9 protein-coding genes and 1 pseudogene are annotated in these 12,358 nt (G+C 70.9%); 3 read left to right on the top strand and 7 right to left on the bottom strand.

What is annotated here, in order from left to right; genetic code table 11:
* Positions 1–62 precede the first annotated feature (62 nt).
* The 3 genes and pseudogenes from C7H73_RS02230 to C7H73_RS15705 all read right to left on the bottom strand — a co-directional run.
* Positions 63–1,337: a CaiB/BaiF CoA transferase family protein gene (locus C7H73_RS02230; RefSeq protein ID WP_106845170.1), complete on the bottom strand. Its 1,275-nt coding sequence runs from the start codon at positions 1,335–1,337 to the stop codon at positions 63–65.
* A 126-nt stretch (positions 1,338–1,463) separates the two neighbouring features.
* A complete protein-coding gene (locus C7H73_RS02225) occupies positions 1,464–2,672 on the bottom strand; it encodes a thiolase (protein WP_227001479.1) in 1,209 nt (402 codons plus the stop codon).
* Between the two features lie 132 nt (positions 2,673–2,804).
* Positions 2,805–3,065, bottom strand: a pseudogene (locus C7H73_RS15705) (Zn-ribbon domain-containing OB-fold protein); the annotation flags it as partial.
* Positions 3,066–3,184: 119 nt separating this feature from the next.
* Between C7H73_RS15705 and C7H73_RS02220 the strand changes: the two are divergent.
* Entirely contained in the window at positions 3,185–4,441 is a 1,257-nt protein-coding gene (locus C7H73_RS02220) for an MFS transporter (RefSeq protein ID WP_227001390.1), read from the top strand.
* Positions 4,442–4,451: 10 nt separating this feature from the next.
* On the opposite strand, the gene C7H73_RS02215 is transcribed toward C7H73_RS02220, so the two are convergent.
* The 3 genes from C7H73_RS02215 to norR all read right to left on the bottom strand — a co-directional run bounded on the left by C7H73_RS02215 (position 4,452) and on the right by norR (position 8,812).
* Positions 4,452–5,561: a CaiB/BaiF CoA transferase family protein gene (locus C7H73_RS02215; RefSeq protein ID WP_106845168.1), complete on the bottom strand. Its 1,110-nt coding sequence runs from the start codon at positions 5,559–5,561 to the stop codon at positions 4,452–4,454.
* Positions 5,562–5,660: 99 nt separating this feature from the next.
* A complete protein-coding gene (locus tag C7H73_RS02210; RefSeq protein ID WP_106845167.1) occupies positions 5,661–7,049 on the bottom strand; it encodes an L-serine ammonia-lyase in 1,389 nt (462 codons plus the stop codon).
* 155 nt (positions 7,050–7,204) lie between these two features.
* On the bottom strand, positions 7,205–8,812 hold the full coding sequence (norR, locus tag C7H73_RS02205; protein ID WP_106845166.1) for a nitric oxide reductase transcriptional regulator NorR: 1,608 nt from the start codon (positions 8,810–8,812) through the stop codon (positions 7,205–7,207).
* 292 nt (positions 8,813–9,104) lie between these two features.
* Here norR and C7H73_RS02200 point away from each other — a divergent pair, with 292 nt between their 5' ends.
* On the top strand, positions 9,105–11,411 hold the full coding sequence (locus tag C7H73_RS02200) for a nitric-oxide reductase large subunit (RefSeq protein ID WP_106845165.1): 2,307 nt from the start codon (positions 9,105–9,107) through the stop codon (positions 11,409–11,411).
* A gap of 73 nt (positions 11,412–11,484) precedes the next feature.
* Positions 11,485–11,916: a hemerythrin domain-containing protein gene (locus tag C7H73_RS02195; RefSeq protein ID WP_106845164.1), complete on the top strand. Its 432-nt coding sequence runs from the start codon at positions 11,485–11,487 to the stop codon at positions 11,914–11,916.
* A gap of 196 nt (positions 11,917–12,112) precedes the next feature.
* On the opposite strand, the gene C7H73_RS02190 is transcribed toward C7H73_RS02195, so the two are convergent.
* Entirely contained in the window at positions 12,113–12,358 is a 246-nt protein-coding gene (locus tag C7H73_RS02190) for a hypothetical protein (RefSeq protein WP_157948310.1), read from the bottom strand.

Genomic DNA, 12,358 nt, shown 5'->3' with positions numbered 1-12,358 from the left:
TTTCCCGGCGCGGTGGTCCTTTTTTGGCGCGGCCGTTTTCTGCCGCCGTGTTGCTGGATGGGCTAGATGACGCCCTGGCCGCGCAGCGCCTCGATACGCGCTGCATCCAGTCCCAGCCGCTCGTACAGCACTTCCTCTGTGTGCTGGCCCAGGGCCGGCGGGGCGTGGCGCAGTTGCACGGGGGTGCCTGACAGGCGCAGGGGGCTGGCCGTGCTGACCACGGTGTTGACCTGCTGGCCGGCGGGCGGCTCGGCGCCCGCGTAGCGCTGCTGCTGCACGCGCAGGCCGCGGGCACGGACCTGGGCGTCGTCGAACGCCTGGCCGATGTCGTTGATGGGGCCGCAGGGCACGGCCTTGTCTTCCAGCAGGGCGATCCACTCGGCCGTGGGGCGCTGGCGGGTGACTTCGCTGATCAGGGGCACCAGTGCCTGGCGGTGCGTCACGCGGGCGGCGTTGGTGGCGAAGCGCGCGTCCCCGGCCCAGGCGGGCACGCCCGCAGCCTGGCAAAAGCGGGCGAACTGCCCGTCGTTGCCGATGGCCAGCAGCATGCGCCCGTCCTGCGTGGGGAAGTCCTGGTAGGGCACCAGGCTGGGGTGCGAGTTGCCCTGGCGCTGCGGCACCGCGCCGGCGTTCAAAAAGCTGGCGCCCTGGTTGGCCAGCATGGCGACGGCCACGTCCAGCAGGGCGATGTCGATGTGCTGGCCGCGCCCGGTGCGCTGGCGCGCCTGCAGGGCCGCCAGGATGGCGGTGGTGGCGTACATGCCGGTGAACAGGTCGATGACGGCCACACCCACGCGCAGCGGCCCGCCACCGGCCTCGCCGTCGGCGTGGCCGGTGATGCTCATCAACCCGCTCATGGCCTGCACCAGCAGGTCATAGCCGGCACGCGGCGCATACGGCCCGGTGTGGCCGAAGCCGGTGACCGAGCAGTAGATCAGGCGCGGATTCAAGGCCGACAGGCTGGCGTAGTCCAGCCCGTAGCGGGCCAGGCCGCCGGTCTTGAAGTTCTCCACCACCACGTCGCTGTCCTCGGCCAGCTGGCGGATGAGCTGCTGGCCTTGCGAAGTGGCCATGTCCACGGTGACCGAGCGCTTGTTGCGGTTGCAGGCGGCGAAGTAGCAGGCCTCGTCCGTGGGCTGGCCCTGGGCATCGGGGAAGAAGGGCGGGCCCCAGTGGCGGGTGTCGTCGCCGGCGCCGGGCTTTTCGATCTTGACCACGTCCGCGCCCAGGTCGGCCAGGTTCTGCGTGCACCAGGGACCAGCCAGCACGCGCGACAGGTCGAGCACGCGCAGGCCGTCCAGCGCGCCAGCGGCGGGGGATGAAGGGGTGGGATTCATGTCAGGGCAGGCATTCAAACAGGGGAAAGAGACGGACAGCGAAGGAGAAAGCTATGTATTCGATAGCTGCCAGCGCTTGATGGTACTGGCCTGGAGGCTGATTTCATGCCTATTTTTGCGCACAGCTCACAGCGCGTCGTGGGTGCCCAGCACGGCCGTGGCCTGGCTGGACAGGGTGCCGCCATTGCCGTGCACCACGGCCGTGCGGTGGCGCGCCAGCTGGCGCTCGCCGGCCTCGCCGCGCAGCTGGCGCACGGCCTCGACGAGGGCAAAGATGCCATACATGCCCGGGTGCACGCACGACAGCCCGCCGCCATTGGTGTTGACCGCCAGCCGCCCGCCCGGGGCGATGGCGCCGCCCTGCACGAAGGCGCCGCCCTCGCCCTTGGCGCAAAAGCCCAGGTCCTCCAGGAACAGGAGGGTGTTGATGGTGAAGGCGTCGTACAGCTGGGCCATGTCCATGTCGGCCGGCGCCAGGCCGGCCATGGCATAGGCCTGCGCGCCGGACTGCACGGCGGCGGTGCGGGTGAGCTGGTGCATGCACGAGATCTGCCGGTGCCACACGGCCGTGGCGCTGCCCAGCACATAGACCGGCGGGCGCGGCAGGTCGCGGGCGCGCTCGCTGCGCGTGAGCACGATGGCGCCGGCGCCGTCGGTGACCAGGCAGCAGTCGCGCACGGTGAGCGGGCTGGCGACGGGGCGCGCGGCCAGCGCCTGCTCCAGCGTGAGCGGCTCGCGCAGGAAGGCCTCGGGGTTCAGCTGCGCCCAGGCGCGCGCGGCCACGGCCACCTCGGCCAGCTGCGCGCGCGTGGTGCCGTATTCGTGCATGTGGCGCGCGGCGGCCAGGGCGTAGGCCGCCACGGGCAGGGGCGGCTCGTAGGGGTGCTCGAAGGGGTGCGGGTCCAGGAAGCGGCGCGCCGCCATGCTCTCGCGCCGCCCAAAGGTGGCCGTGCGCTGCGCACTGCCGTAGCACACCAGCACGGCGTTGCACTGGCCCGCCTGCAGCGCCCGCACCGCCGGCAGCAGGTGGGCCACGAAGCTGCTGCCGCCCAGCTGCGTGCTGTCGATGTAGGTCGGGTTCAGGCCCAGGTGCTCGATGACCGGCATGGCCCACATGCTGGCGTTGATGCTGCAGGTGGCGATGCCGTCGATGTCGCGCATGGTCAGGCCGGCGTCCGCCACCGCCGCCTGGGCGGCGCGGGCCAGCAGCGCCATGTCGTCCAGGCCCGGCGCCTCGCCGCAGCCATAGGTGGCGGCGCCGGCGATGGCCACGCGCCCGCGCAAGGGGCGGTTGACGGCGGCCGCATCCAGCCGCACGGCCGGCGGCTGGCGCAGCGGCAGCGCCGGCGAGGGCTGCTCGGGCGCAGGGTCGAACAGCACCAGGGCCTGCCCGCCCTCCTGCGCAGCGATGCGGGCCCGCACGCGCTGGCCGATGCGCACGTCCTCGGGCGCGGCGCCCTCCACCCGGCTCATCATGCGCGGGCCCTCGTCCAGGTCGATCAGCGCGACGTTGTAGTCGCCGCCGGCCTCTGCCTTGCGGGCGATGGTGCTGCTGGAATGCACCCGGCCCAGGCCGCTGGCCGGCTGCCACTGCAGCGCCGCGGCGGCGCAGTGCGGGCAGACCTCGCGCGGGGGAAAGACATGCCGGGCGCAGGCGCCGCAGCGCTGCAGGCAAAAGCGGCCGGCGTTCAGCTCGGCCTGGTAGTGGACCTGGGCGGTGGGTTGCATCGCCCGAGCATGCCTGCTTTGCGCCCCGCCCGCCATTCGCCTGCGCGACAGCGGGCGCCAGCGGCAGGCGCGGCCCGCGCGCACAATGCCCGCGCGCCGCCCGGGCGCCTGCGCCAACCATGTCGCCCTCCACGCCTCCCACGCCCTCCCCCCCCGCGCCCCGCCTGGCGCTGATGCTGCTGGCCCTGCTGTCGGCCTTTGCCATGAGCCAGGCGTTTCGCACCGTCACCGCCATCCTGGCGCCCAGCCTGCAGGCCGACTTCGGCCTGACGGGCCAGGCGCTGGGCGCCTTTGCCGGGCTGTTCGGGCTGTCGTTCGGCGTGGCGCAGCTGCTCATGGGCATCGGCGTGGACGTCTATGGCCTGCGCCGCACGGTGCTGGCCGCCTTCTCGCTGGCCATTGCCGGCAGCGCGCTGTCAGCCCTGGCGCCCAGCTATGGCTGGCTGATGGCCGGGCAGCTGCTGATCGGCGTGGGCTGCTCGCCGGCGTTCCTTGCGTCCACGCTGTTCGTGGCGCGGCACTTTCCGGCCGAGCGCTTTGCCTTCTTCTCGGGCATGAGCATGGGCGTGGGCGGGCTGGGGCTGATCTTCACCGGCACGCCGCTGGCCTGGGTGGTGCAGCACTGGGGCTGGCGCGTGGGCTACGGCGTGCTCACCGGCCTGTCGCTGGCGGCCTGGCTGCTGGTGTGGCGCGTGGTGCACGAGCCGCCCGCCGCCTACGCCCCCGCCCGCGCCGCGGGCGAGCGCGAGGGCTGGCTGCAGGCCCTGTCGCGCATGGGCGCGCTGCTGGCCGTGCCGCACACCTGGGGCATCCTGGTGCTGGGCATGTCGTGCTACGCGGCGTTTTTGTCGCTGCGCGGGCTGTGGCTGGGTCCGCTGCTGATCGAGCGCTTCGGTTTCACGCTGGTGGGCAGCGGCAACGTGGCGCTGGTGCTGTCACTGATCGCCCTGTTCACCCCGGCGGCCTTCGGCCGCATGGACCCGGGCGTGCGCCGCCGCCGCGCCTGGATCGCCCGCGCCAGCACGCTGATGGCGGCGTTCTTCGTGGCGCTGGCGCTGCTGCCCGGCGTGGCCGCTGCCGTAGCGACCATCGTGCTGATGGGGCTGCTGTCGGGCTATGGCGTGCTGCAGTACGCGGACGTGCGCGCCTCCTACCCGCCCGAGCTGACGGGCCGGGCGCTGTCGCTGTTCACCATGGCGATGTTCCTGGGCGTGGCGCTGATGCAGTGGTTCACCGGCATCGTGGCGGCCTGGGCCGGCGCGCAGGGCTGGGAGCCCTACCGCGCCGTGATGCTGGCGATCGCCGCCTGGCTGGCACTGGCCTCGCTGGCCTTTCGGCGGCTGCCGGCCTCGCCGCTGCTGGGCGCGGGGCGCTGACGCCGCGGCTTCAGCGCGGGCGCCAGGCGCTGCCGCCGCTTTCCAGCTGCTCAAGCACCTGCTGCGTGTGCGCGCCGGCCGCGCAGGCCGGCGCCGCGGGATAGGCAGCCCCATCGAAGCGCGGCGCCGGCACGGCCTGCAGCGGGCCGCCGGCCGGCTGCACATACACCCCGCGCTCGCGCAGGTGCGGGTGCTCGGCCGCCTCCAGCGGGCTGAGCACGGCGCCAAAGCACGCGTCCGTGGGCTCCAGCAGCGCCTGCCAGTGCGCGCGCGGCTGCGCCAGGAAGAGCGCGGCCAGGCGGGCGCGCCGGCGCGGCCAGGCGGCGCGGTCCCACTGGTGTCCGGCAAAGTCGGCGTCGCCTTCCAGCCCCAGCGTGGCCAGCAGCAGGGCGTAGAACTGCGGCTCCAGCGCGCCGAGGGTGATGTGGCCGCCGTCGGCGCAGACGTAGGTGTCGTAGAAGGGCGAGCTGTCGTGCACGCTGGCCCCGCGCGCATCGCCCACCAGGCCGGTGGCGCGGGCGCTGAGCATCAGGTTGAGCATGTGCGCCGCGCCATCGACGATGGCCGCGTCCACCACCGTGCCGCGCCCGCTGTCGCGCGCCTGCACGATGCCGGCCAGCAGCCCCGTCATCAGGTACAGCGCGCCGCCGCCGATGTCGCCCAGCACGGCAAAGGGCGAGACCGGGCGCGCGTCCGCCGGGCCGCTGCCCCACAGGGCGCCGCTGACTGCCACGTAGTTGGTGTCGTGCCCGGCGCGCTGGGCCAGCGGACCGCCTTGGCCCCAGCCGGTCATGCGGCCATAGACCAGGCGCGGATTGGCCGCGTGGCATTCGGCCGGGCCCAGGCCCAGGCGCTCCATGACGCCCGGGCGCATGCCCTCGATCAGCACGTCGGCCTGCGCCACCAGCTGCAGCACCAGCGCCCGGCCGGCCTCGCTTTTCAGGTCGGCAAAGACCGAGCGCTTGCCGCGGTTGAGCAGGTCGGAGGTGATGGCCGGCCCGGACGGCTGGCGCACGACGGAGATCACGTCGGCGCCCAGGTCGGCCAGGTGCATGGCGCAAAACGGGCCCGGCCCCAGGCCGCCAATCTCCAGCACGCGCACGCTGTCCAGCACTTTCATGCAAGTCTCCTGATTCTCGGTTTTGGTATGAAAAAGGCCTGCATCCCGCGCCAGTCAAGCGCGAGCAGCTATCAAATGGAGAGTATGCCGCAGGCTGCTTCAGCACTCGACGATGTTCACCGCCAGGCCGCCGCGCGAGGTTTCCTTGTACTTGGTCAGCATGTCGGCGCCGGTCTCGCGCATGGTCTTGATGACCTGGTCCAGGCTCACGTGGTGCGTGCCATCGCCGTGCAGCGCCATGCGCGCAGCGTTGATGGCCTTGACGGAGGCCAGCGCGTTCCTCTCGATGCAGGGGATCTGCACCAGCCCGCCCACCGGGTCGCAGGTCAGGCCCAGGTGGTGCTCCATGCCGATTTCGGCGGCGTTCTCCACCTGCTCAGGGCTGCCGCCCAGCACGGCGCACAGCCCGGCCGCGGCCATGGAGCAGGCCACGCCCACCTCGCCCTGGCAGCCGACCTCGGCGCCGGAGATGGAAGCGTTTTCCTTGTACAGGATGCCGATGGCGCCAGCGGTCAGCAGAAAGTCGATCACGCCCGCCTCGCTGGCGCCGGGCGTGAAGCGCCAGTAGTAGTGCAGCACCGCCGGCACGATGCCGGCCGCGCCGTTGGTGGGCGCCGTCACCACGCGCCCGCCGGCGGCGTTTTCCTCGTTCACGGCCAGGGCGAACAGGTTCACCCAGTCGATGATCTGCAGCGGGTCTTTGTCCCAGCTCTGCCGCTCGACCAGCGACCGGTGCAGCGCCGCGGCGCGCCGGCGCACCTTGAAGCCGCCCGGCAGCACGCCGCCCGCCTCGCAGCCGCGCGTCACGCAGTCCTGCATGGTGCGCCAGATGGTGAGCAGGCCGGCGTCGATCTCCTCGTCGCTGCGCCAGTGGCGCTCGTTGGTGCGCATGACGCGAGCGATGGAGCCGCCCGCCTCGCGGGCGCGCGCCAGCAGCTGCTCACCGCTGTGAAAGGGCAGCGGCAGCACATCGGTGGCGGGGGCCAGCTCCGCCTGGCGCTGCGCGTCCTGCGCCGCCTGCTCGCTGACGATGAAGCCGCCGCCGACCGAGTAGTACACCTGCTCGTCCAGCAGCGCGCCGTGGGCGTCGAAAGCCTCGAAGCGCATGCCGTTGGTGTGTACGGCCAGGGTGGTCTCGGGCACCAGCAGCAGGTCGCGGGCGGCGTCGAAGGCGATCTCCGGGCCATCGGCCAGGGGCAGGCGGCCGGTGGAGCGGATGCGCTCGATCAACGGCTCGATGGCCTGCACCTCCACCGTGTCGGGCGCGTGCCCAGCCAGGCCCAGCAGCACCGCCCGGTCGCTGGCGTGCCCGCGGCCGGTGGCGCCCAGCGAGCCGTACAGCTGCACGCGTACGCGCGCCACTTGCGCGCCATGCCCTTCGCGCGCCAGGCGCTGCGCAAACAGCCGCGCCGCCCGCATGGGCCCCACGGTGTGCGAGCTGGACGGCCCGATGCCGATCTTGAACAGGTCGAAAACGCTGACGGCCACTGGCTGGCTCCTGGACGCGGATGGAAAGCGGCCATGGTGGCCCAGGCGCGCCCGGGTGGGAAGCGGGGGTTGCCGCAGTATTACTATCTTTTATGTAGCTATCAGCGCTTGACTGGAGCGCGCTGGAGGAGGTTTTGCGCCTGCCCCGCGCAAGCTCAATCCTTCAGCCCCAGCCGCCGCGCCAGCTTGTGCAGGTTGCTCGCATCCACCTCCAGCGCCCGCGCGGCCTGGGCCCAGTTGCCGCCGTGGCGGCGCAGGGCGGCGTCGATGGCCTGGCGCTGGCAGGCGTCCACCGCGTCGCGCAGCGTGGTGGCGGCCGGCGGCACGGCAGGGGCGGCCGAGGCGGCGGCGGGCGCCGCGGTGGCCGGCGCATCCAGGGCGTCCAGGTCCAGCAGCCCCGCTTCCAGGGTGACGATGGCGGTGGCGTCCGCCCCGCGCGAGAGCGCCTTGAGGGCGGCGCGGCTGATGACGTGCTCCAGCTCGCGCACGTTGCCCGGCCAGGGGTAGCGGCGCAGGGCCGCTTGTGCGTCAGGCGACAGGCGCAGGCTGCGCAGCCCCAGGCGGGCGCGGTTCAGCTCCAGAAAGCGCCCGGCCAGCAGCAGCACGTCGTTGCCGCGCTCGCGCAGCGGCGGAATGGGCACGGGATAGACCGACAGGCGGTGGTACAGATCGGCGCGAAACGCGCCGCTGGCGACCTGCTCGCGCAGGTTGCGGTTGGTGGCGGCGATGACGCGCACGTTCACGCTGCGGGGCCGGTCGGCGCCCAGGCGCTGGATTTCGCCGTTTTGCAGCGTGCGCAGCAGCTTGGCCTGCACGGCCAGGGGCAGCTCGCCCACTTCATCCAGGAACAGCGTGCCGCCCTCGGCGGCCTCGAAGCGGCCGGGCCGGTCGCTCACCGCACCGGAAAACGCCCCGCGCACGTGGCCGAACAGCTCGCTTTCGGCCAGCGACTCGGGCAGAGCGGCGCAGTTGACGTGCACCAGCGGCCGCGTGCGCCGGGGCGAACCCTGGTGCACCAGGCGGGCGAACAGCTCCTTGCCGACGCCGGTCTCGCCCAGCAGCAGCACGGGCAGCTCGGAGGTGGCGACGACCGACAGCTCGTGCAGCAGGCGCGACAGCGCCGGGCTCTCGCCGACGACCTCGACCTCGCCGGCGCGGCGGGCGGATGACGAAGCGCCGGCCTCGCCGGCGGCGCCCACGCCGGGGGCGGTGGCGGCCATGCGCAGGGTGCGCAGCTCCTGCTCCAGCCGCGCCACGCGCACCACGGCCTCGGCCACGGGCACGCACTGGGCCAGTCGGGCGCGCGCGGCCGGGCCGAAGGTGCCGGTGGTCAGGGCGTCCAGCGTCAGCACGCCCCAGGGGCGCCCTTCCAGGTGCAGGGCCACGCCCATGCAATCGTGCACCGGCAGGGGCTCGCCGACCAGGGTGTCCAGCAGGCCGTCGTAGGGGTCGGGCAGCGTGCTGTCGTGCTCGAAGCAGGTGACTTCGTGGCGCGCCAGGATGGCCGCCAGGCGCGGGTGCTGGGCCACGGCAAAGCGCCGGCCCAGGGCGTCGCTGACCAGGCCGTTCACAGCCACGGGCCGCAGCTGCTCTTCCTGCAGCCGCAAGAGAGCCACGGCGCCGCAGCCGAACTGCGCGCGCAGCAGATCCACCAGCCGCTGCAGGCGCACGGCCTGCGGCATCTCGGCACCCAGGTCGATGCACAGGGCCAGCAAGGGGTCTTGCGAGGCTGCCGTGGGGACGGCAGCCTCGAATACGGTCATATTCACCTTGTTACGGTTCTTTCTACCCTATTTGGACAGGGTGAATTGTACCCATGCCCGTGTAAACCCTTGATTTTTGACGTCCACAGGGCTGGCCCGTAGCTTGCAAAGGACAGGGCATCGGTATCGCTTCGTCTCAAAGCGCTGCGAACTGCTTTTACAGGTGACGTTTTGTCTTGTTCTGCCATGCCACTGCAACGCCCCCAGGCCCCGCCCGCCGCACTGCGCGGCAGCACGGGCGCACGTTTTCCCCTTTCCCTATCTCACTACAACACGATGATGGAGGCCCTTCATGGGTAAGTACGCGAAGTACTGGTACACGCTGATAGGCGTGCTGATCGTCACCTTCAGCCTGCTGGGCTACTACGGCGTGGAGGTATACCGCACCGCGCCGCCCATCCCGGGCAAGGTGCTGGTGGAGGGCAGCGGCGACGCGCTCTACACCAAGGACGGCATCCTGGACGGCCAGACCGCCTGGCAGTCGGTGGGTGGCATGCAGCTGGGCTCGATCTTCGGCCACGGCGCCTACCAGGCGCCGGACTGGACGGCCGACTGGCTGCACCGCGAGCTGCTGGCCTGGCTGGAGATTTCTGCCCAGAAGAACTACGGCAAGCCGTTCGACCAGCTGGACGAGGACGCCCAGGCGACCCTGAAGGCCCGCCTGAAGAAGGAGTACCGCACCAATACCTATGACAAGGTGACGGACACGGCGACCTTGTCCAAGGTGCGCGCCCAGGCCATCGCCGAGGTGACGCAGTACTACGACAAGCTGTTCAGCGACGACCCTTCGCTGCAGAAGTCGCGCGAGCACTTCGCCATGAAGGAAAACACCCTGCCCAGCGCCGAGCGGCGCGCGCAGATGGCGGGCTTCTTCTTCTGGACGTCCTGGGTCGCCTCGACCGAACGCCCCGCCGACCACGGCGGCAGCGGCGCCACCTACACCAACAACTGGCCGCACGAGCCACTGGTGGGCAACCAGCCCACGGGCGAGAACATCATCTGGTCCATCGCCAGCGTGGTGGTCATGATGGCCGGCGTGGGCTTCCTGATCTGGGGCTGGGCCTTCCTGCGCAAGGAAGACGAGAAGGACCCCGTCGTGCCCGCGCACGACCCCCTCACCCGCGTGCCGCTGACGCCTTCGCAGCGCTCGCTGGGCAAGTACCTGTTCCTGGTGGTGGCGCTGTTCACCGCGCAGGTGCTGCTGGGCGGCTTCACCGCGCACTACACGGTGGAAGGCCAGCAGTTCTACGGCATCGACATCTCGCGCTGGTTCCCCTACTCGCTGGTGCGCACCTGGCACCTGCAGGCGGCGCTGTTCTGGATCGCCACGGGCTTTCTGGCCGCGGGCCTGTTCCTGGCGCCGGTCATCAACGGCGGCAAGGACCCCAAGTACCAAAAGCTCGGCGTGGACATCCTGTTCTGGGCGCTGGTGGTGGTCTGCGTGGGCTCGTTCATCGGCAACTACCTGGCGATTGCGCAGATCCTGCCGCCCAACCTGAACTTCTGGCTGGGCCACCAGGGCTATGAGTACGTGGACCTGGGCCGCCTGTGGCAGATCGGCAAGTTCGCCGGCATCGCCTTCTGGCTGGTGCTGATGGCCCGCGCCATCTTCCCCGCCCTGCTGGCCCCCAACGGCCAGGACAAGAACCTGCTGGCGCTGCTCACCTCCTCGGTGGTCTGCATCGGCCTGTTCTACGGCACCGGCCTGTTCTACGGCGAGCGCACGCACATCTCGGTGATGGAGTACTGGCGCTGGTGGGTGGTGCACCTGTGGGTGGAGGGCTTCTTCGAAGTCTTCGCCACCACGGCACTGGCCTTCATCTTCTCCACCCTGGGCCTGGTGTCCTACCGCATGGCCACGGCCGCCAGCCTGGCGTCCGCGTCCCTCTTCATGCTGGGCGGCGTGCCCGGCACCTTCCACCACCTGTACTTCTCGGGCACGACCACCCCGGTCATGGCCGTTGGCGCCTCGTTCAGCGCGCTGGAAGTGGTGCCGCTGGTGGTGCTGGGCCACGAGGCCTGGGAACACTGGCGCCTGCAGCACAAGGCCGAGTGGATGAAGCGCCTGAAGTGGCCGCTGATGTGCTTCGTTGCCGTGGCCTTCTGGAACATGCTGGGCGCGGGCGTCTTCGGCTTCATGATCAACCCGCCCGTCTCGCTGTACTACATCCAGGGCCTGAACACCACGCCGGTGCACGCCCATGCCGCCCTGTTCGGTGTCTATGGCTTCCTGGCCCTGGGCTTCACGCTGATGGTGCTGCGCTACGTACGCCCCGAGCTGCAGTTCAACGAGCGGCTGATGAAGACGGGCTTCTGGTGGCTCAACGCCGGCCTGGTGCTGATGATCTCCACCAGCCTGCTGCCCATCGGCCTGTTTCAGTTCCACGCCAGCGTGACCGAAGGCCTGTGGTATGCCCGCAGCGAAGCCTTCATGCAGCAGCCCTTCCTGGTGACGCTGCGCTGGGTGCGCACCTTCGGCGACGTGGTGTTCATCACCGGCGCCCTGTGCGTGACCTGGCAGGTGGTCAGCGGCGTGCTGTTCGGCGCGCGCCCCAGCGCCGCCCCGGGCACCGGCACCCTGGCGGGCGCGGCCCGCTGACGCGGGGAGGCGGGGCGCGCCTGCGCGCACCGCCTTGGCCCTCTTTTCTCTTCGCTTTCCAGGACTGCCCGCCATGAACATCGACCGCTTCAAGCACGAGCACGAGGACATCCTTGCGCAGATCGACGCGCTGCGCAGCTTGAGCCACGCCGGCCCGGCGCAGCACGCCGCCCAGATCGCCCGGGGCATCGTCGCCATGAGCTCCACCATCCGCCTGCACCTGGCGGTGGAAGACCGCCTGCTGTACCCCGCGTTGCAGACCGGCGGCGACGCCGACCTGGCCCGCCTGGGCGCGCGCTTTCAGCACGAGATGGGCGAGATCGCCAGCAGCTACGCGGCCTTTGCCCGGCGCTGGAACACCGCCGAGCGCGTGGCCGCAGACCCCGAGGGCTTTCGCGCCGAGGCCAACGTCGCCCTGCGCAGCGTGTACGACCGCATGCGCCGCGAAGACCGCGACTTCTACCCGCGCATCGAGGCCGCACACGAAGCCGTGTGCGCGTCTTGATCGCTCATATTTTGATAGCTGCTGACGCTTGTCTGACGGGCGACAGGGGCTGAAAACAGTTTCCATCGGCAAGGGCTTAGGGGCACCTTGCTTTTACAGCCGGCCTTCTCGGGCCGGCTTTTTTTGGCTCACAAGAAAAAACGCTGCGGGTAGTGTGCCCGCAGCGTTTTCAAGTTCTGGCGAATGGTGGGTGTGCTCAGTCCTCAAAACCCTGCGCCGCCATGCGCTCGATATGGGTGCTCAGGGATGGATGAAGCGCACTTTCCTCCTCTTGCGCCTTATAAGCGATGCCTGTGCCAACCCCTTGAGGCGTGGTCAAGCGCCTGACGATGAGCGTCTGTTCCGCCCCGACGCCGTCGCGCCTCGAAAGGCCCTCACCCTCGTTCACGCTGTACAAGAAGAAATAGCTGCGCAGCAGCTGCCCGGCCGTGTTGACCTTCAC

The organism is Pulveribacter suum, from assembly GCF_003013695.1.
Lineage (GTDB): Bacteria > Pseudomonadota > Gammaproteobacteria > Burkholderiales > Burkholderiaceae_C > Melaminivora > Melaminivora suum.
This window is presented reverse-complemented; position numbering and strand designations above follow the sequence as displayed.